The sequence below is a fragment of the Vreelandella azerica genome, from assembly GCF_013112225.1.
In the GTDB taxonomy this organism is placed as follows: Bacteria; Pseudomonadota; Gammaproteobacteria; order Pseudomonadales; family Halomonadaceae; genus Vreelandella; species Vreelandella azerica.
Genome location: NZ_JABFHI010000001.1, coordinates 675,439 through 700,956 on the forward strand (window position 1 = coordinate 675,439; position 25,518 = coordinate 700,956).

General features: G+C 56.6%; 20 protein-coding genes and 4 pseudogenes. 10 read left to right on the forward strand and 14 right to left on the reverse strand.

Features of this window, described 5'->3' with window-relative positions:
* Positions 1-49: 49 nt before the first annotated feature.
* Positions 50-882: pseudogene (locus HLB35_RS03245) on the forward strand (fructosamine kinase family protein).
* 48 nt (positions 883-930) lie between these two features.
* The gene (locus HLB35_RS03250; RefSeq protein WP_171701458.1) at positions 931-1,704 is read left to right on the forward strand and encodes a GGDEF domain-containing protein; all 774 of its coding nucleotides are present in this window, start codon (positions 931-933) and stop codon (positions 1,702-1,704) included.
* A gap of 56 nt (positions 1,705-1,760) precedes the next feature.
* Here HLB35_RS03250 and mntR read toward each other — a convergent pair whose 3' ends face one another.
* Entirely contained in the window at positions 1,761-2,237 is a 477-nt protein-coding gene (gene mntR / locus HLB35_RS03255; protein WP_171701459.1) for a manganese-binding transcriptional regulator MntR, read from the reverse strand.
* A 167-nt stretch (positions 2,238-2,404) separates the two neighbouring features.
* Between mntR and HLB35_RS03260 the strand changes: the two genes are divergently transcribed.
* From HLB35_RS03260 to HLB35_RS03270, 3 genes are all read left to right on the forward strand, one after another.
* Positions 2,405-3,322, forward strand: coding sequence for a metal ABC transporter solute-binding protein, Zn/Mn family (locus tag HLB35_RS03260; RefSeq protein WP_171701460.1), 918 nt, complete (start codon positions 2,405-2,407; stop codon positions 3,320-3,322).
* Entirely contained in the window at positions 3,319-4,101 is a 783-nt protein-coding gene (locus HLB35_RS03265) for a metal ABC transporter ATP-binding protein (RefSeq protein WP_171701461.1), read from the forward strand. Before HLB35_RS03260 ends, HLB35_RS03265 begins: the two co-directional genes overlap by 4 nt.
* A gap of 78 nt (positions 4,102-4,179) precedes the next feature.
* Positions 4,180-5,049, forward strand: a complete 870-nt coding sequence (locus HLB35_RS03270) for a metal ABC transporter permease (protein ID WP_171701600.1) — start codon at positions 4,180-4,182, stop codon at positions 5,047-5,049.
* 35 nt (positions 5,050-5,084) lie between these two features.
* Here the strand turns inward: HLB35_RS03270 and HLB35_RS03275 are convergent, their stop codons facing one another.
* Together HLB35_RS03275 and HLB35_RS03280 are read right to left on the reverse strand one after the other, a co-directional pair.
* Positions 5,085-6,620, reverse strand: coding sequence for a cation:proton antiporter family protein (locus tag HLB35_RS03275; RefSeq protein ID WP_171701462.1), 1,536 nt, complete (start codon positions 6,618-6,620; stop codon positions 5,085-5,087).
* Between the two features lie 36 nt (positions 6,621-6,656).
* Positions 6,657-7,115: an ion channel gene (locus HLB35_RS03280; protein ID WP_171701463.1), complete on the reverse strand. Its 459-nt coding sequence runs from the start codon at positions 7,113-7,115 to the stop codon at positions 6,657-6,659.
* A gap of 145 nt (positions 7,116-7,260) precedes the next feature.
* Between HLB35_RS03280 and fabI the strand changes: the two genes are divergently transcribed.
* From fabI to HLB35_RS18735, 4 genes and pseudogenes are all read left to right on the forward strand, one after another.
* Positions 7,261-8,037 (forward strand): enoyl-ACP reductase FabI, encoded by a 777-nt coding sequence (gene fabI / locus HLB35_RS03285; protein ID WP_171701464.1) that lies wholly within the window; start codon positions 7,261-7,263, stop codon positions 8,035-8,037.
* 58 nt (positions 8,038-8,095) lie between these two features.
* On the forward strand, positions 8,096-9,532 hold the full coding sequence (locus HLB35_RS03290; protein ID WP_171701465.1) for a bifunctional enoyl-CoA hydratase/phosphate acetyltransferase: 1,437 nt from the start codon (positions 8,096-8,098) through the stop codon (positions 9,530-9,532).
* A gap of 2 nt (positions 9,533-9,534) precedes the next feature.
* Positions 9,535-10,765 (forward strand): annotated as a pseudogene (locus HLB35_RS03295) (acetate/propionate family kinase).
* A gap of 86 nt (positions 10,766-10,851) precedes the next feature.
* Positions 10,852-12,209, forward strand: a pseudogene (locus HLB35_RS18735) (Na+/H+ antiporter family protein).
* A gap of 94 nt (positions 12,210-12,303) precedes the next feature.
* Here HLB35_RS18735 and HLB35_RS03305 read toward each other — a convergent pair.
* From HLB35_RS03305 to pyk, 4 genes are all read right to left on the reverse strand, one after another.
* Positions 12,304-13,047: an RNA methyltransferase gene (locus tag HLB35_RS03305; protein WP_171701466.1), complete on the reverse strand. Its 744-nt coding sequence runs from the start codon at positions 13,045-13,047 to the stop codon at positions 12,304-12,306.
* A gap of 135 nt (positions 13,048-13,182) precedes the next feature.
* A complete protein-coding gene (pgi, locus tag HLB35_RS03310) occupies positions 13,183-14,844 on the reverse strand; it encodes a glucose-6-phosphate isomerase (protein WP_171701467.1) in 1,662 nt (553 codons plus the stop codon).
* An 85-nt stretch (positions 14,845-14,929) separates the two neighbouring features.
* A complete protein-coding gene (locus tag HLB35_RS03315) occupies positions 14,930-15,406 on the reverse strand; it encodes a methylglyoxal synthase (RefSeq protein WP_171701468.1) in 477 nt (158 codons plus the stop codon).
* Between the two features lie 26 nt (positions 15,407-15,432).
* Entirely contained in the window at positions 15,433-16,935 is a 1,503-nt protein-coding gene (pyk, locus tag HLB35_RS03320) for a pyruvate kinase (RefSeq protein WP_422822411.1), read from the reverse strand.
* Positions 16,936-17,151: 216 nt separating this feature from the next.
* Here pyk and gap point away from each other — a divergent pair, with 216 nt between their 5' ends.
* Complete coding sequence (gene gap / locus HLB35_RS03325) at positions 17,152-18,156, forward strand: type I glyceraldehyde-3-phosphate dehydrogenase (protein ID WP_171701469.1); 1,005 nt, start codon at positions 17,152-17,154, stop codon at positions 18,154-18,156.
* Positions 18,157-18,231: 75 nt separating this feature from the next.
* On the opposite strand, the gene HLB35_RS03330 is transcribed toward gap, so the two are convergent.
* From HLB35_RS03330 to HLB35_RS03355, 7 genes and pseudogenes are all read right to left on the reverse strand, one after another.
* On the reverse strand, positions 18,232-19,281 hold the full coding sequence (locus HLB35_RS03330; protein ID WP_328730914.1) for a LacI family DNA-binding transcriptional regulator: 1,050 nt from the start codon (positions 19,279-19,281) through the stop codon (positions 18,232-18,234).
* Between the two features lie 220 nt (positions 19,282-19,501).
* On the reverse strand, positions 19,502-20,608 hold the full coding sequence (locus tag HLB35_RS03335) for an ABC transporter ATP-binding protein (protein WP_171701470.1): 1,107 nt from the start codon (positions 20,606-20,608) through the stop codon (positions 19,502-19,504).
* A gap of 103 nt (positions 20,609-20,711) precedes the next feature.
* Positions 20,712-20,858 carry a hypothetical protein gene (locus tag HLB35_RS19085; RefSeq protein WP_479694260.1) on the reverse strand — a complete coding sequence of 49 codons (147 nt, stop codon included), beginning with the start codon at positions 20,856-20,858 and terminating at the stop codon, positions 20,712-20,714.
* Positions 20,859-20,993: 135 nt separating this feature from the next.
* Positions 20,994-22,342 (reverse strand): annotated as a pseudogene (locus tag HLB35_RS18745) (alpha-amylase family glycosyl hydrolase); the annotation flags it as partial.
* 11 nt (positions 22,343-22,353) lie between these two features.
* A complete protein-coding gene (locus tag HLB35_RS03345) occupies positions 22,354-23,196 on the reverse strand; it encodes a carbohydrate ABC transporter permease (protein ID WP_171701471.1) in 843 nt (280 codons plus the stop codon).
* Positions 23,196-24,173, reverse strand: a complete 978-nt coding sequence (locus HLB35_RS03350; protein ID WP_171701472.1) for a carbohydrate ABC transporter permease — start codon at positions 24,171-24,173, stop codon at positions 23,196-23,198. Before HLB35_RS03350 ends, HLB35_RS03345 begins: the two co-directional genes overlap by 1 nt.
* A gap of 14 nt (positions 24,174-24,187) precedes the next feature.
* Positions 24,188-25,459, reverse strand: a complete 1,272-nt coding sequence (locus HLB35_RS03355) for an ABC transporter substrate-binding protein (protein WP_171701473.1) — start codon at positions 25,457-25,459, stop codon at positions 24,188-24,190.
* Positions 25,460-25,518 lie beyond the last annotated feature (59 nt).

Genomic DNA, 25,518 nt, shown 5'->3' on the forward strand with positions numbered 1-25,518 from the left:
GCAAGATACTTGATAGTTTATAGCTATACACCCAAGTAGGAAGTGCCATATGACGGATTCTCTTGACGCTTTGCTGGAAACAGCAGGGCTGACCCGACGAGGTTCACTTCAATCACTCAGCGGTGGCGATATCGCAGCGGTTTACCGTCTGGCGACTGACTAGGGTGACGTCGTTGTCAAATCAGATTCACCAGAGCGCTTGGCAGGAGAGTCTGAGGGCCTGCAGGCGCTGGCCAACGCCAATAGCGGCCTGATTGTGCCTGAGGTGCTGGGCCAGCAGGGTGAATGGCTGGTGATGGAAGCGCTGGAAACTGCCCCAGCCCATCAACGCAGTAGGGTCGCACTGGGTGAAGGTCTGCGCAAGCTGCATGGCAATACGGGCGGTGCTCACGGCTGGCCCCAGGATAACGCCTGTGGCAGCACGCCCCAGCCCAATAAGCCACTGCCTGATGGGCGAGCCTTTCAGCGTGAGCGGCGTCTGTTGCCGCTTGCCCAAGCCTGTTACGCAAAAGGTCTTTTAGACAAGCGCCTGAAAGCTTCCCTGAAAGCGATTGCTGAAAGCCTTGAAACCTGGCTGGAGGATGTGCCCGCAAGCCTCGTTCACGGTGATCTCTGGTCGGGTAACGTGCTTTATACCTCGCGCGGGCCAGCCATTATTGACCCGGCCGTCTATCGGCATTACCCAGAGGTGGATCTCGCCATGCTGACACTGTTTGGCGCACCGGGAGACGCCTTTTTGAAGCTTATTGGAATGGCGACGCTCCTGATGATTGGGATAGGCGTGAAACGCTTTTTCAGCTTTATCCGCTCCTTAACCATCTGCTGCTTTTCGGCGGCGGGTATCGTCAGGCAGTCGTGGGCGCGATTGATAAGCTGCTATAAATGTGCTGAGCCGTGCTGTCCTGTTGGCATAAGGTGATGGCAGTAGCAATGGCGCAGCTTGTTCGTCAATGCAAGCGGCTTGATGACCTGGAGGCGATTGCCATCGCAGAGTTACTGGATGGCATCCAGCTCCAGTTACCTGATATGGCCAGCTTGTTGGCCGTTGAAACGCCCGAAGATCATGATGGTCAACAGATGCTGCAGGAAGCCCAGCAACACCTGTTCCAGCAGACTTTGTCGCTGCATGCACGTCTTGATCAACAACAGCAAGAGTTACAGCTGCTGCGCCAGCGTCAGGATGAATTGGAAATGTTGAGCCGCCGGGATGCTTTGACCGGGCTTGCCAATCGCGCCTGGCTGGAAGAGCAGTTGCAGTTGCAGTTGCGCTTTGCTTTTTGCCGACAGCATCAGCGCACCATGTCAATTGCTTTTATAGATATAGATCATTTCAAGCAGTTGAATGATAAGTATGGCCATCAGGTAGGCGATAAGGTACTGGAGCGCTTTGGCGCCTTATTGAGTTCAATGGCTCGTGAAGGCGACCTGCCAGGGCGTTACGGGGGTGAGGAATTTCTACTGGTACTGCCAGATGAGCAAGCCAGCGGCACCTGCACTCTTGTAGAACGTCTGATCAAACACTTGGAAGCTGAGCCCATCCTGCTGATTGACGGTGATCCGCTTTGTATCAGTATCTCGGTGGGTATCGCCTGCCTGTGTGATGGTGATTTCGCTGATATACGCGAGCTGATCGATGTGGCAGATCAGTGCATGTACCGGATCAAGCGCTCTGGCAGAAGTGGCCTGGCCATTTATAAGGCGTGAGCCTCATAACCTGCCAAATGTCGGCAGGCTCTCCTTGGTGAAGTCCAGGGCTATGTTTATTTAGTATTTTTGCGGATAAACGCTTGCATGATGGCAAGGGTTTCATCGCTGACGTGATGTTCCATGCCTTCGGCGTCTATGCGTGCGGTGGTATCGTTAACTCCCAGGGCGCGCAGAAAATTCAACACAATATCGTGGCGTGCCCGGGAAACCTGGGCCATATCTTTGCCAGCTGAGGTCAGAAACAGCGAACGATAGGGCTGGCTGGTGACCAGGCCCAGCTCATTAAGGCGGCGGATCATCTTGGAAACTGTCGCCTGACTGACCCCCATGCGGCTGGCAATATCTGCCGCTCGGGCTTCGCCGCGATGGGCGATAAGATCGCCAATCAGTTCAACATAGTCTTCGATCAGTTCGGTTTCATGGGCAAAGCGTACCGTTTCGTACTGTCGAGCGTGTTGCTCAATAGGCGGTAAGGCATCGCCGCTATCCAATACAGTAGGCGTTTCAGGTGGTTGTGTGTGCTGACTCATGACTCATCTGCTTATAAAAAAATGCCGATGGCAGTGGATGACGTCCATCATGGTAACCTATCATAATGTAAAATTGTTAGCCTAGGCTAAACTATTTGCCTAAGGCTTTCTTGTTGCGCTAAGGTTGTTTTCCATAGCATCAACTGAATTGTAGAAGGAAGGTTATCATGACCAAACACTACCAATACTGGCTAGGTGGGCTTTTGTTAATGGTCACGTCGCTTGCACAAGCGGCATCTGAAACGTCGCCGTTACGCGTTGCGGTGACGTTTACGGTACTGGGTGATCTGGTGGAGCAGGTGGCGGGCGACGACGCTGAGGTTTCCCAACTAACGCCGATTAACGCGGAAGTCCACGACTGGGAGCTGACGCCAGGTAATTTTGCCGCTATTGAGCGGGCCGATATCATCTTCTACAACGGTTATCAGCTGGAGCAGTGGATGGGGCAGGTGGAATCAGCCGCCCGTGACGGCGTGCCACTGGTTGGCGTGGCAAAAGCCTCCGGCTATCCGACCCGTGGCATCGTGACCGGTGAGCTGAGCGGCGATACCGATCCGCATCTGTGGATGGATCCGCGCGCGGCTTCAGCCTATGTTGGGGCGATTGCGGATGCTCTGGCAGAGGCTAAGCCGTCCAGCGCAGAGGGTTTCAATCGCCGCGCTGAGGCGCTGCAAGAAGAGCTTGAGACGCTGCACGATGAAATCACAGAAACGTTATCATCGATTCCCTATGAGCAGCGCTTCCTGCTGACCAGCGAAGCGGCGTTTATCTACTTTGCAGAGGCCTATAACTTTGAGCATACCGGCATCTGGGGCAACAATGCTGAATCCGCTGGTGCGCCGCGCCAGCTGATGGAGGTCATCGACCTGGTGATGGAGCGCCAGCCTGGGGCTATTTTCTGGGAAAGCACCATCTCTGATCGCCACGTCAGCAGTATCGCCCGGGATACCGGGGTTGAGGCGGCCGGGCCACTGTATGTGGATTCACTCGGTGAGGCTGATGGGCCAGCGAGCAGCTATATCGATATGATGCGTCACAACGCCGAGCTGTTACGCGAGCACTTGGCGGTGGACAGCGATATATGAGCAGCGATATAGCCAATCATGCGGCGATCAGGGTAGAGGGCGTCTACGCAGCCTACCAGCGTCAGCCAGTGCTTAGTGATATCAATCTGGATTTCCCGCGTGGCCGCTGGACGGCCATTGTCGGGCCGAATGGCGCAGGGAAATCTACCCTGTTTCGCGTGCTGACTGGGAGCATGTCACCGCTGAAAGGCGAGCTCAGCGCCTTTGGTGAGCGGATCTTTCATGCTCGCCGTGCCGGGCGGATTGCCTATATGGCCCAGCGTGAAGCCATTGAGTGGGATTTTCCGATTTCTGTATGGGATACCGTGATGACCGGTCGTTTTGGTCATATGCGTGAAGATCCGTTATGGCAACGCCTTGCGCCCAGCCGCTTCGTGCATTCGCGTCATACTGAAGCGGTGCGTTCCGCGCTGGCGGATGTAGATATGCTGGATTTTGCAGATCGCCATATCAGCGCGCTTTCCGGCGGGCAGAAAAAACGCGTGCTGCTTGCCCGCTGCCTGGCCCAATCGGCGGATATCCTGCTCCTTGATGAGCCTCTGGCAGGGGTAGACCCACCTAGCGAAGCGCTGATTCTGGAGGTGCTGGCTGGCCAACGTAAAGCGGGCCGCACCGTTATCATGGTTACTCATGATATGCCGGGTGCTCGCCGCTATGTGGATCACGTTGTGCTGATCAATCGCACAGTGCGCGGCACCGGCTCACCCGAAGATATGCTGAGCGATGCGCGGCTGGCCACGCTGGCCGTCGGGTCGTCAGATGATGATCTGCAGGACTGATCCTGACCAATCAACGAGGAGAGATAATTCGTGCAGGCAATTGCTGATCAAGTGACTGCGCCGCTGATAAGCGCCCTTATGGTGCTGGTTAACCTGCTGCCCGCAGGCATAGCGGACGCCTTTCAATATGCGTTCATGCAGCGGGCCTTGCTCACATCGGTGCTGGTAGGCGCAATCTGTGGCCTGCTGTCCTGCTACGTGGTGCTCAAACGCTGGTCGCTGCTGGGCGATGCCATTTCCCATGCGGTACTGCCTGGCGTGGCAATTGCTTATCTGCTTGGCTGGCCGTTTTTCATCGGCGCCTTTATTACCGGTGCCTTGACCTCGCTAGGTATTGGCGCCATCGAGCGCCATACGCGAATCAAGTCGGATGCCGCCATGGGCCTGATGTTTACCGGTGCCTTTGCGCTGGGGATAGTGATTATCAGCAAGATTGCGACCAGTACCCATCTGATGCATATCCTGTTTGGCAATGTGTTAGGCGTTCAGCCCACCAATATGCTACTGACGCTGGCGGCCAGTGTCATCACTCTGTTAGTCATCTGGTTGGCCTATCGCCCCTTGCTGCTTTACACCTTCGATCCCCAGCAGGCCCAGGCGCTGGGTTTCAATACCAGCATTGTGCATTACGGGCTGATACTGCTGTTGACCCTGACCATAGTGGCAAGCCTGGAAACCGTAGGGATCATCCTGGTAGTGGCCATGCTGATCACGCCGGGGGCAACGGCGCATATGCTGACTGACCGCTTTGCTACCATGCTGTGGCTCTCAGTAGCAGTCGGGGTGAGTTCTGCCGTGCTGGGTCTGTGGCTGTCGGTGGTGCTGGATGTTGCCTCCGGCGGCAGCATAGTGCTGGTGGCCACCGGCCTGTTTTTCCTGGCCCTATTATTTTCGCCCAAACATGGAGTCATCATGCGCCAGTGGCGGCGTTGGCGCATGATGGCGTAGGCGTCCTGGAGAGTGCCGCTGGCCAAAGCAAGACATTAACGTGACATGCACTCCCAGGTTTTCTCGGCAATACCAATGCCCGCGCCAGACTTGACCATGTACGTCTGATCCACACCTGCCTGCTTGAGAGGTTCCTCTTCATCGGTGAAATCGATACCGGCAATAATCTTGCCGGTAAAGCCTGCCTTACGTATCTGCGTGGCCGCCAACAGCCGACTTTCCATGTTGGGAGTGGTCAGTGCTATCGCCTTGAGATTGGCAATATTGAGTTTATGCCAGAAGCCGCTGTCTTCCACATCGGCATAGACCACGTAGCGCTGGCTATTGCCCATCTTGTTGGGGTCGGAATCAATCCCGATAATCGGTAGCTGGCGCTCGGCAAAGAAGTCATAGGCGGCACTGCCAGTGCGCCCCATGCCCAGCACCAGTACCTGGGCATTGCCGAGATCAATGGGTTGTTCGTCCGGGTGCTCGGTATCGATTTCAAAGCGGGTGAGCCAGTTTTCCCAGCGGTCAAACAGTGGGTGCGCTATTCGGTTCAGCGGTGCGGCGATCACAAATGAAAGCGCCACCGTAATCGCCAAAGGCACCAGCCATTCATTCAGTACAATAGCGGATACAATCAAGCCGAATTCGCTATAAGCCGTCAGGCTGAGGCCACCCAGAAAGGCATTGCGGGCGCGTACCCTGAAGGCAATCAGCAGGGCGAAGAAAAGTATCCCTTTCAAAGGCAGAATAAAGGCCATCACTACGGCGAAGATCAGCGCTTCGGCATTTGGCAGGCCCGACATGCCGATCTGTAGGAAGAAGCTGATCAGCAGCATTTCCTTCAGCCCCCACAAGGCATTCGAAAGCTCCTGCGCCCGCGGATGTTTGGCGAGCATCAGTCCCATCACCAGAGCACCGACTTCAGAGCTTAAGCCGACGCTTTCAAAGCCCTTTCCGCCCACGGCGATGGCCAGTACCACGCCCATCAACACCAGTAGTTCGTCGTGTTGGGCAACGTCCATCAGCCAATAGAAAAGCGGCCTTAATAGAGGCAGGGCAAACACCCAGAGTGCCCAGATGGAAGGCGACTGACCGCTGGCGATGCTGAGGACTGCCAGGGCGACCAGGTCCTGAATAATCAGGATGCCAATCGCGATGCGGCCATGAAAGGCACGCAATTCCCGCTTGCTTTCCAATACCTTGGCCGCCAATACGGTGCTTGAAAAAGACAATGCAATGGCTAGCAGAAGGGCTTTTTCAAAGCTCAGTTCCAGAAAGAACAAAAAACCAGCGGTAAAAATCCCACTGGTAATCGCCAAATGTATAAAAGCGCCACCCAGCACGGCGGGTTGAATCAGGCTTTTGATATTGAGTTTCAGGCCAATGGTAAACAGCAGCAGCAAGACCCCAAGGTGGGCTATATGCTCAAGAACCGGGCTTGCATCGCTGGGTAAGCCGATGCTTGGCCCTATGGCATTGAGTGCAAAGCCAGCCGCCAGAAAGCCAACCAGGGGTGGCAGGCTAAGCTGTCTGGCCAATATGCCAGCGACAAAGGCAATAGAAAGGGCAATAACTTCTAACATGAGGCGTCCTTTATGTGATGTAAACGGTGGCCAGGTTTACTTGTCCTTCATCCAGTGCTTTTGCATTTCAAGAAACGTGAACGAGGCTGACCAGGTAATCAGCACAAAGCCGGTGAGTGACAGGGTGCCATATAAAAACCTCACGGCACCGAGGGCGTAAATATCACCATACCCAACAGTGGTATAGGTAACCGCAGAAAAAAACACGTAATCAAGGAAGTTAAACGTGTCGTATCCCTCTAATGATCCTATACCCGCGTATTCACTGAGTAGCCACCCTGTAGCTGCGAAGAGCCAGATTTCCAGTATATGAATAACCAAAACGCCAAAGGCCATGCCGAGGATTCTTTGACGGTGTGGGCGTACAGACCGGTCGATAAACCTTGAGATGATCATCAATGACTCATAGTGAATCAATACAGCGACGATGACCGCCAGCGTGGTCGCTAACACAACGGTAACGTGCTCAGAGTAGGGTATAGAAAGCGTCAACATTATTAATCGCTGTTCAGCAGGGCGTTATGCAAGCATGAAAAGTAAAAAACTGCTAACTTTGTTGCAGTGCAATATATTTTCTGGTTCTACTATTACAGTATTGATTTTTTCGTTGCCACTAATTCTTTTCTGCTAAGGAGTCCGCATGTCTCATAACCCATTTTCATTGGCTGGCAAAGTTGGCATTGTAGCGGGTCTTGCCAATCATGACAGCATTGCCTTTGGTTGCGCCCAGGCGTTACATGAAGCCGGTGCTGAATGCCTGGTGACCTATGCCACTCCGAAAGCCGAGAAATTTGTCACACCCTTGTTAGAAGAAATGGGCAACCCTGAACTGAGGCTGTGCGACGTGCAGCAAGATGACCAGCTCGATGCTCTGTTTGCCCGTGCCCATGAGCGCTGGGGTCGGGTCGACTTTGTGGTTCACTCGATTGCCTTCGCCCCGCTGGAAGACCTGCATGGGCGAGTGGTTGATTGCTCCCGTGATGGCTTTGCCCAAGCGATGGATATTTCCTGTCATTCCTTCATTCGTATGGCCAAACGTGCTGAACCCCTGATGCAAGAGGGCGGCACGCTATTCAACATGACCTATTACGGCGCAGAAAAGGTGGTTGATAACTACAACCTGATGGGGCCGGTCAAGGCCGCTTTGGAAGCCGCTACCGGTTATATCGCCACCGAGCTTGGCCCTCAAGGGATTCGCGTTCACGGCGTATCCCCCGGTGCCATTCGCACCCGTGCAGCATCGGGCCTTAAACATTTTGAGGAACTGGCCCACGACGGCGAAACACGTTCGCCGCTGCGTCGCCTGGCCACCGTGGAGGATGTTGGTCACGCCGTTGTCTACCTGGCATCAGATGCAGGCGCCGCGCTGACCGGCTTGACCCACTATGTGGACGCTGGCCATCACCTGCGCTTCTAGATAACTGAGCAGCTCAGAGTCTGTTGGCTTACGCGCGACTATTTGAAGGAGGCACGGCATGTCTGCATATGAGTTAACTGAAAATAATGTGATTGAAAACCGCACCTATGACGAGATTGAAGTGGGTGAGGAAGCTTTTCTCGAAAAGCGCCTGACCGTCGAGGACATCAAGCTGTTTGCGGTGATGTCAGGCGACGTTAACCCCGCTCACGTGGATGAAGATTTCGCCAAGAGCAGCCGCTTTCAGGAAGTGATTGCCCATGGCATGTGGGGCGGCGCGTTGATTTCAACTGTGCTGGGCACCCAACTGCCTGGGCCGGGAACGGTGTATCTCGGTCAGACGCTGCGCTTCAAGGCGCCGGTGCGTCTGGGTGACGTGCTCCGAGTATCGGTACGTGCCATGGAAAAAGACGACCAGCGCCACCAGATCACCTTTGCCTGCCGGTGTGAAAACCAGCGCGGCGATACAGTGATTGAAGGTGATGCCCGGGTGCTGGCGCCGACCAAGAAAATCAGCCGCCCGCGTACCTTGCTGCCCAAGGTGCGCCTGAGCGAGCGCGGGCGGCTGCATGAAATTCTCACCGCCGCTGACCACCCGGCGGCGATGTCGACGGCCGTGGTTCACCCGGTGGATGAAAGCGCTATTCGTGGGGCCGTGGAGTCGGCTGCCCAGGGCTTGATTATTCCTGTTCTGGTAGGCCCTAGGGCCAAGATCCAGGCAGCGGCAGACCAGGCCGAGGTGGATATCAGTGACTTTGAGCTGGTGGATGTGCCCCATAGCCATGCCGCCGCCGAGAAATCCGTTGCCCTGGCCCGTGAAGGTAAGGTTGGCGCGCTAATGAAAGGCACGCTGCATACCGATGAGCTGCTGCATGAGGTGCTCAAGCGTGACACCGGCCTGCGCACCGAGCGCTGCCTGAGCCATGTGATGGCCTTCGATGTGCCGACCTATCCGCGCCCGCTGTTGATTACCGATGCGGCGATCAATATCTATCCCAAGTTGGCGGAAAAGCGCGATATTGTTCAGAATGCGATTGAGCTGGCTCATGCGCTGGGTAATACCAACCCCAATGTGGCGTTGCTATCGGCGGTTGAAACCATCAATCCGAAAATCTTCTCCACTCTGGACGCTGCCGCGCTGTGCAAAATGGCTGAACGTGGCCAGATTACCGGCGGCAACCTGGATGGCCCTCTGGCCTTTGACAATGCGGTTTCCGAGGCGGCTGCCAAGACTAAGGGCATTGTCTCCAAGGTCGCTGGCCATGCGGATATTCTGGTCGCGCCGGATCTTGAAGCCGCCAATATGCTGATGAAGCAGCTTACTCATCTGGCCGATGCTACCGGCGCGGGCCTGGTGGTCGGCGCACGGGTGCCAATTATGCTGACCAGCCGTGCTGACGACGCCCTGACGCGCATGGCGTCAAGTGCGCTGGCTCTGCTGCTGGCAGATCATCAGATGAAAGCCAGCCTGCCTGATGATTCACACGGAGCCTGAACATGGACGATATTCTGGTACTCAATAGCGGTTCTTCCAGTGTCAAGTTTGCACTTTACCGGGTTAGCCAGCAGGAAGCGGCTAACGACGAAGGGGCTTTGACGCTGACCTATAGCGGCCACTTTTCCGGCCTGGCAACATCGCAAAGCAAGGTGTCCCTGGCGCATTGGAGTGCGGGGCAGGGTGCAGAACCCTACTCTTCAGAGGCGCTTAAGGCCCTTGGTCTGTTGCCCGCGGAGACCCACGAGCAGGCCATCACCATGTTGATGACCTGGCTTGATCAACGTGATGATAAAGCCACTCTGGCGGCAGTTGGCCATCGTGTGGTGCACGGCGGCCAGACCTACCATGAAGCAGTGAAGCTCAGCGCTGAAGACGTTGAACGTCTGGAAGCGTTGACCAGCCTGGCACCGCTGCATCAACCTCATGGCCTGGCGCCGATCAAGGTATTGATGGAGCAACGCCCGGAACTGCCCCAGGTCGCCTGCTTTGATACCGCCTTCCATGCCCAGCAGCCCTGGCAGGCGCGGCAGTTTGCCCTGCCGCGTGAGCTGACCGCCAAAGGGCTTTTGCGCTACGGCTTCCATGGACTATCCTACGATTATATCCAGCGCACTCTGCCCAAGGTGCTGCCCGCTGATGCGCCACGTTCCAAGGTGATTGTGGCCCATCTTGGCAACGGCGCCAGCATGTGCCATCCGCGAGGGTGTCAGCGTTGCCTCGACCATGGGCTTTACTGCCCTGGATGGCTTGCCGATGGGAACGCGCTCGGGCTCTCTTGATCCTGGGTTGGTGCTGCATCTTGCCAGCCATGAAGGCATGAGCCTGGAGGAGGTTTCCACTCTGCTGTACAAGCGCTCAGGCCTTCTGGGGGTGTCCGGCATCAGCAGCGATATGCGTGAACTGCTGGAAAGCGATGCCCCTGAGGCGAGCGAAGCCATAGAGCTCTATTGCTACCGAGCAGCGCGGGAAATTGCCAGTTTGGCCGGTGCCCTGGGCGGCGTGGAGCAGCTGGTGTTTACCGCTGGGGTTGGCGAGCACGCCGCACAGGTGCGGGCCAAGATTGTCGCCCAGTGTGAATGGTTGGGCATGCAGCTGGATGACAGCGCCAATCAGCAAAGCGCTCCTTGTATATCATCCGCCGATAGCCGGGCGGGCATCTGGGTTATTCCCACTGATGAAGAAAGGGTGATTGCTATTGATTGCCTTAACCTGCTTGAACTGAAAGAATAGCAAATTCGACTACCGAAGGCGTTCTGATCTGATAGAATCTCCGGCTTTTGTGAACTTGATAATTCATTAACACTGCTGGAGTTGGGATGAACGCGGTTATTCTTGCTGTACTGGTGATGGTGGTACTTTCGCTCGCCCGGGTGTCCGTGGTGTTTGCCTTGATGGCCGGGGCGCTGGTGGGTGGTCTGGTGGGGGGCTTGTCGCTTGAACAGACGCTGGATGCCTTTAATACCGGGGTCGGCGGTGGCGCGCAGGTCGCCTTGGCTTATGCCACCCTGGGGGCTTTTGCGGTGGCTATTTCACGTTCCGGCCTGCCGGATATGCTGGCGCTGCGTCTGATTAGCCTGTTAGGTCAGGAAGCCAATGCCGCCCAGCAGGCGAGGGTGAAAACCCTGCTACTCAGCGCCGTGCTGTTGGTGGCGGTGTTTTCCCAGAACCTGATTCCAGTGCATATTGCCTTTATTCCGATCCTGATTCCGCCTTTGCTCAAGGTTATGAATCAGCTCAACCTTGACCGCCGTGCCGTTGCCTGCGCGCTCACTTTCGGGCTGACCGCACCCTATATGCTGCTGCCGGTGGGCTTTGGAGCCATCTTCCTGAATGACATCCTGCTGGCTAACCTGAACAGCGCCGGGGCGCCTTTGGGGCTGGAAGTGACCCGCTCCATGGTGCCGCTGGCCATGGCCATTCCCGTGGGCGGTATGGCCATAGGGCTTGTGGTGGCGCTGTTCTGGAGCTATCGCAAACCGCGCCATTATCAGGCATTGGAGGTGGCCAGCCAGCAGTCACAGCAGGGGGCGAGCGCCATACCGGCACGCCCAAGCCGCATAGGCTGGGTCTGATTATGTCAGGCGTGGCCATCGTGGCAGCGCTGGGGCTGCAGCTGTATAGCGGCTCGATGATTCTGGGTGGTTTGGTCGGCGTGGCCTTGCTCTCGCTGGGCGGCATCTTCAAATGGCGCGAGGCTGATGACCTTTTTACCAGCGGCATGCGCATGATGGCGCTGATTGGTTTTATCATGATTTCAGCGGCGGGCTTTGCCGAGGTTATGAAAACCACCGGCGACATCGACGCCCTGGTGGAAAGTGCTTTTGCGGTATTTGGCGATAATCGCGGTTTGGCGGCGTTGATCATGCTGCTGGTCGGGCTGTTTATAACTTTAGGTATAGGGTCGTCGTTTTCCACCATACCGATTATTGCAGCGATTTTTGTGCCGCTGGCCCTGCAGTTTGGCTTTTCGCCGATGGCGACTGTGGTGCTGGTGGGTACCGCCGCAGCGCTTGGCGATGCTGGCTCACCGGCATCGGATTCCACCCTGGGGCCAACCTCGGGGCTGAACGTCGACCGTCAACATGACCACATCTGGGATAGTGTGGTTCCGACCTTTCTACACTACAACCTGCCGTTGATTGGCTTTGGTTGGCTGGCGGCTATGATGCTCTAGCTGCTAGAAAACAGACTTGGCAAGAAATGAAAAGGCAGCCTGCGCTTCAAGGCTGCCTTTTTTGTATCAACTATTACGGCTCAGCTAGCGTGGATTAGCTATCCGACTGCTGGGGAAGGTGAGCATCCAGGGCGCTTAACCAGCCGCGCAGCAGGGAAAGCTCCTTGCGGCTGGGTTCGGCTCTGGCAAACAGTGCCTGAAGCTGCTCTTCGGTGCGGGCGTGGGGCTGGGTAAGAAAGCCGCTACGCTGCATTACCTGGCTGAGGTGAACCTGAAAATGTCCGAACTGCTCGCGGGTAGGCGGTATGGCTTCGCTGGGTGTCTGATAGACAAAACCGCTGTCTGTGCGGCGGCGCCAATGGCGGTGAAGCTCATAGGCCAGAATCTGCACCGCTTGAGACAGGTTGAGTATGCCGTAGTCAGGGTTGGCCGGAATGCTGACCTGATGGGTGCAGCAGCGGATTTCGGCATTGGTCAGCCCCGAACGCTCGCGGCCAAATACCAGGGCCACCGGTTGGTGCTGGGCGTTATCCATCACGCTTTGGGCCATATCGTCTGGCTCATCAAAGTGAGGGAGTGGCATGCTGCGTAAACGGGCGCTGGCGCCGACGACCTGCACGCAGCCGCTGACCGCTTCTTCGAGGGAGCTGACCACCTGGGCATTGTCGAGCACATCGCTTGCCCCAGCGGCCAGCCGAGTGGCTTCGGCGTCGGGGAAGGCTCGTGGGTTAACCAGCACCAGTCGGGTTAAACCCATGGTTTTCATGGCGCGCGCTGTGGCGCCGATATTGCCGGGGTGAAAGGTCTGCACCAGGATAATGCGAATATTGGAAAGCACGGATCGGGCACCTGCAAGCGGCCAAATAAAGCGGCTGATTTTATCACGCTTTCAGCGTCGTTGAGGCGTCAAGTGCTCCGCCTGCTTTTTAGTGCATTTGTCGGGCAGGCGAAGGTGACTGATTCAAACAGGAACTCAAGAGCGAGCGTTGGTTTTCCTGGCTGGCTTTGTTGATGCGCCTGCCTGCTCGCTGCTGCCGCTGGGGAAATGCCCGCGCACCAGCTCCAGCAGCCCCTGGGTGGAAGCATCAAAATCAGCGGCATTGGTGTCAATCCGTTCGCTGATTTCACCGGCAATCCGTTTGCCCAGCTGCACACCCCATTGGTCAAAGGAATTGATATTCCAGATCACGCCCTGCACAAACACCTTGTGTTCGTAGAGGGCGATCAGGGCGCCCAGGTTTTTTGGCGAAAGCTCATCCAGCAGCAGGGTGCTGGAAGGCCGATTGCCGGGGCAACTATAGGGGTCGTGCTGGCTCAGCTCTTTACTGTCTCCCTGGCTGCCTTCCATAAAGGCGTTGGCCTGGGCGAGCATATTGGTGAGTAGCGCAAAATGATGGTCTTCAACGCCGGGTTCGGGTTTCAGTGAAGCAATAAAGTCAATCGGTACGTAGCGGGTGCCCTGGTGCAGCAGCTGGAAGAAGGCGTGCTGGCCGTTGGAACCGGTCTGTCCCCAGACAATCGGGCCGGTCTTGTAGTTGACCGGGTGGCCGAAAATGTCCACCGACTTTCCGTTGGATTCCATATCCAGCTGCTGCAGAAAGGCGGGTAGCTGGTTGAGGGCTTGATCATAGGGCACGATGGCCTGGGTTTCAGCGCCAACAAAGTTGATGTACCAGATCCCGATCAGCGCCATCAGCACCGGCATATTCTGCGAGAAGGGCGCTTCGATAAAATGGCGATCCATCTCATGGGCGCCTTCCAGTAGCTCGATAAAGCCTTCAAAGCCCACCGAAAGCGCAATCGGCAGGCCAATCGACGACCACATGGAGTAGCGCCCGCCCACCCAGGCCCAGAACTCGAACACGTTCTCTTCACGTATGCCGAATTCCATTGCCGCCTTGCGGTTGGTGGAAGCGGCAATAAAGTGGGCGCCGACGTCGGCATCTTCGCCGGCATTTTCCAGGAACCAGCGCCGCGCCGTCTTGGCGTTGAGCAGGGTCTCTTGGGTGGAAAATGTCTTGGTCGATACAATGAATAGGGTGGTGGCCGGGTCGAGCCGCGACAGCACCTTCTGGATATGAGTGCCATCGACGTTGGAAACAAAGTGGAAATGCAGCTCTGGGTGGCGATATTTGAGCAGGGCGCGCACCGCCATGTTGGGCCCAAGATCCGAGCCGCCAATACCGATATTGACCACGTCCCTGATGCGCTGGCCGTTATAGCCTTTCCATTCACCGCTTCTGACCGCTTCTGAAAACTGCTTGATCTGTTCCCGGGTGCGGTTGATTTCTGGCATGACATCCTGGCCGTCGACGTGCACGGCGTCAGCGCTTAAATTACGCAGCGCAGTGTGCAGTACCGGGCGGTTCTCGGTGACATTGATAATATCGCCTGAAAACATCTGCGCGCGGCGCTGCACCAGGGCGGAATGGTCGGCCAGTTCCAGCAGCTTGTTGAGCACCTCATCCGAGACGTGATGCTTGGAGTAATCCAGGAAGAGGCCGCCCACCCGCAGGCTCATCTTTTCAAAGCGCTGCGGGTCCTTGGTAAAGTAGTCACGAATGCGGTCATTTACGGTGGTATCGTGCAGGCGTTCAAGAGCCTGCCAGGTCACGCTGCGAGTGAGTTGAAACATAGAAGGCGGTCCTGTTGCTTTCGTCAGTCGGTCATTATGAACGCTGAATTTGGCTTTACCTTATCTTGGCATTAGCTAGCCAGGATTATAATGTGCGTGCCTGGGCCCAGGCCTCGGCGTCAGGAATGGCCATATCGTAGCATTCACTGAGATAGGGCGATGAAAGCAGGAAGTCGGCGCTGGCAGCGTTACAGGCAACCGGGACATTCCACAGCGCGGCCAGGCGCAGCAGAGCCTTGACGTCCGGGTCGTGAGGCTGGGGAGCAAAAGGGTCCCAGAAGAAAATCAGGATATCCAGCTGCTGCTCAGCAATCCGGGCGCCAATCTGCTGGTCGCCGCCCAGCGGCCCACTCATCAAGCCTTCGACTTCCAGGCCCAGCGTCTGCTTGAGCCGCCCGGAGGTTGTGCCGGTGCCAATTAGGCTGTGCTGGCTGAGCGTTTTCTGCCAGCGGGTGGCCCATTCAAGCATTTCGGTTTTCTTGCCGTCATGGGCGATCAGCGCAATACGCTTGCGACTCTGCAGGGTACGCACGGCTTGGCGGGGCGGACGAATATCAGGCATGGCGAAGTTCTCCGAGTGGTTCGTCGTTATTCTGCGTCTACGGCCATCACTTTCATGGTGTTGGTACCGCCGTGGGCATTCATGTGATCACCGCGGGTCAGAATGACGTGTTTACCGGGGTGTGCCAAGCCATGGCTGACAAGCAGCTGCATCGCTGCTTGGTTGACGTCCTTGGCAACGATGTCTGAGGTATCAAAGGGCAGTGATACCACGCCGCGATAAAGCGCCATGCGCCGCTGGGCAATCGGGCTGTGGGCCAGGCCGACAATCGGCAGGCCTGAGCGGATGCGTGAGGCAATCAGCGGGGTGTAGCCTGTCGAGGTCATGCAGGCAATGGCATCCACGCCGGCCATGTGGTTGGCGGCATACATGGCGGAAAGGGCAATGGTTTCGTCGACCCGTTCAAAGCCTTCATGGATGCGGTGGCCGGACTCCTGGGCAATCCGCTCTCGCTCGGCGCCAAGACAGACCCGGTTCATGGCTTCCACGGTTTCAACCGGGTAGTCGCCCGCCGCCGTTTCGGCCGACAGCATGACGGCATCTGTGGCATCGAGGACGGCATTAGCCACGTCAAACACTTCAGCGCGGGTAGGCAGTGGTGATTCAATCATCGATTCCATCATCTGGGTCGCTGTGATCACCGCGCGGTTAAGGGTTCTGGCGTGTTTGATGATGCGCTTCTGGGTGCCGATCAAGGCCTCATCGCCAATTTCCACGCCTAGATCACCGCGGGCCACCATAACCGCTTCAGAAGCGTTGATAATGCCATCCAGAGTTTCGTCGTCAGCAACGGCTTCAGCGCGTTCCAGTTTGGCGACCAGGCCAATCTCGCGGCCAGCGTCGCCCAGCAATTCCCGCGCTTCCAGCATATCCGCCGCTGAGCGCGGGAAGGAAACCGCCAGATAATCCACTCCGATCTCCACAGCAGTTTTCAGGTCGGCCTTGTCTTTTTCAGTCAGGGCCGGTGCTGATAGTCCGCCTCCCTGCTTATTGATGCCCTTGTTGTTGGAAAGCTTGCCGCCCACATGGACCTGAGTATGCACCTGCTGGCCCTGAACGGCCGTCACATCAAGCACTACGCGGCCATCATCCAGCAAGAGGCGATCACCGACGCTGACATCCTCGGCCAGGGTCTTGTAATCACAGCCAACGCTTTCAAGGCTGCCGGCGTTTTCGTCCAGCGCCATATCCAGCACAAAGGGCTGGCCCTCCTTGAGGTGAATGGCGCCTTCGGCAAAGCGGGCAATGCGGATTTTCGGGCCTTGCAGGTCACCCAGAGCGGCTACGCTGCGGCCTAGCTGTTCAGCCAGGCGGCGTACTTCCGTCAACCGGCGGCGATGGTCGTCTGGCGCGCCGTGAGAGAAATTCAGCCTTACTACATCAACGCCTGCTTTAAGCATGGCTTCCAACACGCCTGGGCGATCGCTGGCAGGGCCAAGGGTCGCGACAATCTTGGTACGGCGTAATGCAAGCGGCGCCTGCGTGGGCGTGTGGGCAGAAGAAGGCATGGGTTGGGTGGCGGTACTCATTGGGGTAGACCTCATATCAGTGTTGTTGTGAGAAGCGTTGTTGACGATCTAATAGTGGACTAAGATAGCCCTTGTGTAGTAATTTTACCACATTAAGGCCGTATATTTGCTCTTAAGAGCGTTTTTTAGGGCATATATGTAGGTTTAGGATGTATTTTATAGGTATGTTTAGCAATTTTTTGTTTTTTTACAACATCAATGACAAAAGGTGACCTCATGACAATAAGAATTGCCATTAATGGTTTCGGCCGGATTGGCCGTAATGTGTTGCGCGCCGTGTATGAAAATGGTTACCGGGACCGTCTCGAAGTCGTGGCTATCAACGACCTGGGCGACCCGTCAATGAATGCGCATCTGCTGCGCCACGATACGGTGCATGGCCATTTCGGGTTTTCCGTCGAGCATGACGAACAGAGCATGCAGGTAGATGGCCAGCGTATAGCGATCCTGTCTGAACGTGATCCAGCCCAGCTGCCCTGGAAAGAAATGGGCGTCGATCTGGTAATGGAGTGTACGGGGCTATTCACCAAGCGCGAAGCCGCCGCCAAGCATATTGAAGCGGGCGCCGAGCGGGTGTTGATTTCGGCACCTAGCCCGGATGCCGACGCCACCATCGTGTTTGGTGTTAACGAGCAGGTGCTGAAGCCTGAGCACAAGGTGGTCTCCAATGCTTCCTGTACCACCAACTGCCTGGCGCCGATCGCCAAGGCGCTCAATGACGCTGTAGGCATTGAAAATGGCCTGATGACCACGGTGCATGCCTACACCAACGATCAGAATCTATCAGATGTGTACCACGCTGACCCTTACCGGGCGCGCAGTGCTACCCATTCCATGATTCCTACCAAAACCGGGGCAGCCGCTGCCGTAGGCCTGGTATTGCCAGAGTTGGCGGGCAAGTTTGATGGTCTGGCGGTGCGGGTACCGGTGATCAACGTTTCCCTGGTGGATCTGACTTTTAACGCCAGCCGCGATACCAGCAAGGAAGAGATCAACGCCATCGTTGAAAAAGCCGCAGAGGGATCCGCCGTGCTGGCGGTGAATGCCCAGCCGCTGGTGTCAATTGATTTCAACCACGATGCTCACTCATCCACCTTTGATGCCAATCACACCCGGGTTAACGGGCGCCTGGTAAAAATCATGGCCTGGTATGATAACGAGTGGGGCTTCTCCAACCGGATGATTGATACCGCCCTGGCCATGCAGGCTGTCAAAGGCTGACGCTCAGGTATCCTGTTGTCTTGAAAGCAGAAAAGCCCGCCGGGAGTTGACCCCGGCGGGCTTTTTAGTGAGCTTTTATGGGCAGCTTTCGCCGATAATCAGCTCGGTGGTGAGTTCCTGAGGGGCCATTGGCAGCTTGCCAAGAATCATCTGGGCGGCGATGCGCCCCTTTTCGACACTATCCTGGCGCACGGTGGTGAGCCGTGGGGCGCGGTATTGGCCTTCGGCGATACCGTCAAAGCCGGTAATCTGCAGATCCTCCGGTACACGGATATTGCGCTGCTCGGCACAGGTCAGCACGGTCAAGGCAATGCGATCCGACATGCACAGCAGCAGGTCAGGGCGCTGATGCTCGGGCTGGTCAAGAATTTCCTCAACCACCGGCGCGCAGACCGCAAAGGTGTTTTCCTCGATATTCCACATCGGCACCTGTTCAGGCGTAAAGCCTTGAGCTTTGAGGGCTGTGTAAAAGCCATTGAGACGGGCGCGGCTGATGGTGCTGCTGTGAGGAAGGAAACGGTGCTCTGGAGTGATTCGCCCGTTGCAGGGCTGTTCTGTCAGGCGCAGGTTAATGATGGCGGGCCGCTTGGGTCGCTGGCGCAGGGCATGTTCAGCAATATGCTGGCTGGCGGCGGTGTCGTCGATATGAATGGCTGGAGAGCCTTCGATATCAAAATCCACCGATACCAGCGGCCGCTGGGGTGGAAGCTCGCTGATTAGCTGATTATTGGGCATCAGACCGTAAACAATAAAGCCATCAGCAATATTGCCTGACCCTGGTGGCTGCGAGGCATGACCGCGCCCGGGCAACAGCAGCAGCGTGTGGCCGTGGGCGTCGAGTACTTCGGCAACACCAGACAGAAACTCACTGGCAACGGCGTCGTTAAGGCTGTAGGTCAGGCTTTCAGCCAGCACAACCGCGACGATGCGCGAACGCCCAGTGCGCAGGCTGCGCGCCTTGGCATCTGGGCCGCTATAGCCAAGCTGACGGGCCTTTTCAAGCACCCTGTTGCGCAAGGCAGGTGAGAGCTGATCCGGCCGGTTGAAGGCATTGGAAATAGTGGCGGTGGAGACGCCGAGTTCGCGCGCAAGATCCTTGAGTGTCATTCGGCGTGGTGGAGTCACAATCTTCCTTAATAATTGATAGCGCCAGTATTGCCTGGTTACCCTGCATTATTGCATCTGATGAGATCGCTAGATGACCCCGTTCAAGTGGATGAGTTAACTATCCTGGCTCACTGGCTTGGTTAATTAAAACAGTCAAAGGATAACGGCCCAACCCAGCTATCGCCATCCCTACCAGTATGCAAGTGCCGGGCTGGGCCTGTAAAACCGCCTGCCAGTGCTAGGCCGCAGCGCTTGCCTGGGTGGCTGGGAGTGCCTTGCCGTTTTGATCAAACACGTGTACGTGAGTGGTGTCAGGGATCAAGGATACCGCTTGACCTTCCTTCCATTGGCTCGGGGCTTCGCTACGATGGACGATCAGGGTATCGCCTTCTTTCGGATCAAGGTAAACGTAGACTTCATTACCCAGGTACTCCACATTGACGATATCAAAGCGATTATCGGCACTGGGCTCTGCCAGGCGCAGGTGCTCGGGGCGCACGCCGATCGTTAATTCTGCGCCCTTGCTGAGGTGTTGAGCATCCTGAGGCAGAGCCATTTCACCAATGCCCGGGGCATTGATACGACAGCCCAGATGGTCGCTGCTGACCAGAGTGGCTGGCATGAAGTTCATGGTTGGAGAACCCATGAAACCAGCGACGAACCGGGTAGCCGGGCGCTGGTACAGCTCATGGGGTGAGCCTACCTGCTCGATATGCCCACCGTTAAGCACGACAATCTTGTCAGCCAGGGTCATAGCCTCAACCTGGTCGTGGGTTACGTAGATCATGGTGGACCCCAGACGGTTATGCAGGCGGGCAATCTCGTTTCGCATCTGCACGCGCAGGGAGGCGTCAAGGTTGGAAAGCGGTTCATCAAACAGCAGGATGCGGGGCTCTCGGGCCATGGCGCGCCCCATGGCGACCCGCTGGCGCTGGCCACCCGAAAGAGCCTTGGGCTTGCGGTGCAAAAGTTCTTCGAGCTGAAGAATTCTGGCGGTGCTCATCACTCGCCCGTCGACGGTCTCGGCATTTTCCTTGGCGAGCTTGAGGCCAAAGGCCATGTTTTCGTAAACCGTCATATGCGGATAGAGAGCGTAGGACTGAAAGACCATACCTACGCCACGCTCCCTGGGTGGCAGTTCGTTGACCACGTCGCCACCGATTTTCAGGTCGCCGTCGGTAATCGACTCCAGCCCGGCGATCAGGCGTAGCAGGGTCGACTTGCCACAACCGGAAGGCCCGACAAAGACCACAAATTCTCCGTTACCAATAGTGAGGTCCACATCCTTGATGATGTGATCGCGTCCAAATACCTTGTTGATTTTTTCAAGCGTAACACTGGCCATGGGTGACTCCTTCCAGGCCACCAGCGTTCTGACCGCTGGCGGCTTTTTATCAATTGTTGTCGTAGATGGCTACCTTAACTGCGTTTGCCAGATATTGCCGACCTCAGGTCGTCAGCAGGTAAGCGGCCTGGTAAGCGGGTAGTGTCAATTCGGTCCCATCCAGCTGGATATCAAAGCCATGCCCGCTCAATGCTTCCTTGATGGCGACAGGCAATGATGCGCTTTGCTGTTTACCGGTCAGGTTGAACACACACAGTATTTTTTCGCCAGCAGATTGGCGGATGAAGCCCAGCAGATCTTCGCCAACGTCAACCAGGGCTATATCGCCATCAAACAGGGCCGGGTGCTGACGGCGGAAAGCCAGTAGCTGTGCGGTAGCGCTAAGTACAGACTGGGGGTCATGCTGCTGATGGCTGACCGCCAGGCCAAGATGGCGCGGGTCAACCGGAAGCCAGGGTTCGACCACTGAAAAACCAGCGTGCAGACCATTGTTCCAGGGCATTGGTGTGCGACAGCCGTCACGTCCCTTGAACTCTGGCCAGAGCACCTTGCCGTACGGGTCCTGAATGCGGTCATAAGACACATCCGCTTCCGGCAGGCCCAGTTCCTCGCCCTGATAAAGGCAGACGCTGCCGCGCAGTGATAGCAGCATGGCCGTGACTACCTTGGGATAGGCGCGTGGATCTTCCTCCGCACCCCAGCGGGTCGCGCTGCGCACCACATCATGATTAGACGTGGCCCAGCAGGGCCAGGCATCGCCAGCCAGCTGCTGGAAGCGGGTGATGACCTCGCGCAGATAGGCGGCGGAGTGCGGCTTGTTGAGCAAGTCAAAGGTGTAGGCCATATGCAGCTTGTCGCCACCGGCGGTGTACTCGGCCATGCGTTCCAGCGGATTGTCGTCGCCAATTTCACCCACTGTGGTAGTGCCGGGGAATTCGTCCATCAGGGCGCGGAGTTCCTTGAGAAAACCAAGGTTTTCCGGACGGCTGATATCATACACGTGGCGCTGCCAGGTGTAGGGATTGGTTTCCGGCGCCCCCAGGGTTTTGGATTCTCCTGATGGTACAGGTGGATTGTTGCGCAGCTGCTGGTCGTGATAGTAGAAATTGACAGTATCCAGACGGAAACCGTCGACACCCAGTTCCAGCCAGAAACGCATATTATCCAGCTGTGCCTGGCGCGCTTCAGGGTTGTGGAAGTTGACATCCGGCTGGCTGGTCAGGAAGTTGTGCAGGTAATATTGCTGGCGACGCGAATCAAAGGTCCACGCCGGGCCACCAAAGATGGAAAGCCAGTTATTGGGCGGGGTACCATCGGGTTTCGGGTCCGCCCATACAAACCAGTCCGCCTTGGGGTTGGTACGGTTCTGGCGGCTTTCCTGGAACCATGGGTGCTGATCTGACGTATGGCTGATGACCTGGTCAATCATGACCTTTAGCCCCAGCGAATGGGCCTTCTCCAGCAGTGCCTTGAAGTCTTCCAGAGTGCCGAACATCGGGTCGACATCACGGTAATTACTGATGTCATAGCCGAAGTCGAGCATGGGTGACGTAAAAATGGTGACAGCCAGATGCCGTCCACGTTCAACGAGGCCACATACTCCAGCTTGTTGGTGATGCCCTTGAGGTCGCCGATGCCGTCGCCGCGGCTGTCCATAAAGCTACGCGGATAGATCTGGTAAATCACACCGCCGCGCCACCAGGAAGTTGTGTCATGCATAAAAGAATCCATCATTTAGGGGAAAATCAGCCTTTGACCGCACCGGCGGTCAGGCCAGAGACAATACGGCGCTGGAAAATGATCACCAGTACCACCAGAGGAACGGTAACGACCACTGACGCCGCCATGATCGGCCCCCAGGGCAGCTCGTAGGCGCTACCACCCGACAGCAGGGCAATGGCGACAGGCACGGTACGCTGGGTATCGGTCAGGGTGAAGGTCAGGGCGAACAGGAATTCATTCCACGCGGCGATAAAGGCCAGCAGGCCGGTGGTGGCCATGGCTGGCCACATCAGCGGCAGAAATACTTTGGTGATCGTGACCCACGGCGTGGCGCCATCCATGATGGCCGCTTCTTCCAGTTCCATGGGGAGCTCTTTCATAAAGGTGGTGAGCACCCACACGGTGAAGGGCAGGGTGAAAATGGTGTAGCTGAGAATCAGGCCCGCTGGATTGTTGTAGAGGTTCAGAGCACGAATCACCTCAAACAGCCCAGACAGAACGGCAACCTGAGGAAACATCGATACCCCAAGAATGACCAGCATGATGGTAGAGCGCCCGCGAAAGCGCACGCGGCCCAGCGCATAGGAGGCGGTAATCCCTAACAAAAGGGCAATAAACACCACTGAGACCGCCACGATGATGGAGTTGAAAATGGCGCGTACAAAGCTCGACTGGCTGAAAATCTGGGCGTAATTATCCAGGTTCCAGTTGGACGGCCACAGCTCGACCATAAACAGGTCGCTAGAGGGTTTGATGGAGGTAATCACGGCGTAATAGAAGGGGAAAACGGCATACACCATGATCACGGCAATCAGCGCCCAGAAACCGACGCGTTTGGCAATTTTGGCTAGCTGACGCTGGTTCATCAGTCACCTCCCAGTTGAATTTTGTTGCGCCCGACATACAGATAGGCAATCGTGGCCAGGGCAATGATCAAAAACAGCAGGGTAGACGCAGCGCTGCCGTAACCGACATCCTGGAACTCAACCAGCTGTTGGCGGGCATAGACAGACATCGACATGGTGCTGGTCGAGTTGGAAGTCAGGACATAGATGACGTCGAACACACGCAAGGCATCCAGCAGGCGGAAGATGACCGCCACCATCAGCGCCGGGGTAATCAGCGGCAGGGTGACCTTGAAGAAGACGCGTACCGGATGAATGCCGTCGACTTCGGCGGCTTCGTAGCAGTCTTTGGGCAGCATCTGCAGGGCGGCAAGCACCAGCAAGGCCACGAAGGGAATGGTTTTCCAGACATCGACCATGATCACCGCCCACATGGAGTAGGTGGCGCTGGCGGTCCAGGCGATCGGGTTTTCAATGATGCCAGCCATCATCAGCAGGTGATTGATGATGCCGAACTGGTCGTTAAGCATCCAGGCCCACATCTGCGCAGAGACGATGGTCGGAATGGCCCAGGGAATCAGCACGGCAGCGCGAACTATCGTGCGGCCCTTGAACTCGGCGTTGAGAATCAGCGCCACAATGACCCCGAAGATCACTTCCAGGGAAACGGAAACGATTGAAAAATACACCGTATTCCAGACCGATTGCCACCAGACATGATCGGCAAGAACACCGAACCAGAGGCCATTCTCGTAGACCAGATAGTTTTCAAAACCAATTATATTCGCAGCATCCAGGTCCGAGAGTGACGCATCGGTCAGGCTGAGAAAGAACGTTCTGAATAACGGCCAGCCCGCGACCAGCGTCAGGGCAATCAGCATGGGCGCCAAAAACAGCCAGGCGGCTTTTACCCGCTGGCGGCGCACCTTGGTGCTGCGCCCCTGGCGTATGGGTAAACGCGCCCCTTGGGGCGCGCTGTCTTTAAGTGACGTTGACATGAGAAACCTCGCGATTACCAGTTACGACGCTTCAGGCGCATCAGGTCGCGTTCAAGCTTCTCTACCGCTTCGGCGCCCGTCATGTTGCCGGATAGAACATCGTGGGAGGCGCTGAAGAAGGCATTGCTCACTCGGCCATAGGCGTCACCGGTGGGTGCAGACGGGCGGGCTACCGCATTGGTGAAGGTGTCGTACAGAGTGCCGAAGAAGGGCACCGCTTCCAGTACTTCTTCATCCTGATAAAGCGCATCAATGGTGGGGTTGTAGGACGCTTCGATAGCGCGGCGCTTCTGTTCCTCAAGGCCGGTCAGATAAGCTACCAGATCAGCGGCCAGTTCCGGGTTTTCGCTGTAGCGGGAAACCGCCAGATTCCAGCCGCCCAAGCCTGCCGCGCTCTGGCCATCTTCGCCGCCAGCAGGTAGCTGGACAACGCCCACCTTGTCGCGCACATCGCTATCTTCGCTCTGGGCCAGTGACCAAGCGTAGGGCCAGTTACGCATAAAGACGGCATTGCCACCCTGGAATACACCCCGGGCTTCTTCTTCTGTGTAGTTGAGAACACCATTGGGGGAGATATCGCCAATCCAGGAGGCGGCCAGGTCCAGCGCTTTAGCAGCGTTTTCATTGTTGATGCTGATTTCACCGTCGGCCTCAACGATGTTACCGCCGCCGTGACTGGCGACCCATTCCAAGGCATTGACCGTCAGGCCTTCATAAGCGCGACCCTGGAAGACAAAGCCCTGCATGCGGTCATTGCCTTCTGCCTGTTCCGCTTCCTGGATGGTCTTGGCAGTCTCGGTCAGCTCTTGCCAGGTAGTCGGCGCTTCAAAGCCATGCTTTTCAAGCAGATCTTTGCGGTAGTAGAGCACGCCCGCATCGGTAAACCACGGCATAGCCACCAGTCGACCGTCGATGGTGTTATTGGTGACGATGGTCTCGAAATGGCCGTCGGCGACATCTTCGCCCAACGCTTCATTGAGATCGAGCAGATGGTTGGCGAGCAGGCCTGGCCAGACGACGTCGATCTGCATGACGTCAATATCGCTGGAGTTGGCTGACAGGATCTGCTGATACAAGGATAAACGTTCGGTTGAAGAATTCGGCGTTGAAACAATATCAACTTCGTGGCCGGTCTTGTCTTCCCATGCGGCAACGCCTTCCTGGCACAGTGTCAGCTCAGCACCGACGGCACCACAGGAGATGGTCAGGTCGGCTGCCTGTGCCTGGCTAACAGCACCGGTGGCACTGGCAAGTGCAATCGCGGTGGAGATCAGGGTCTTTTTCATTGGTGCATTCCTCTCTGATTGTTGTTGTCGACGCTTATGGGACGGGACGCGGTGGCATG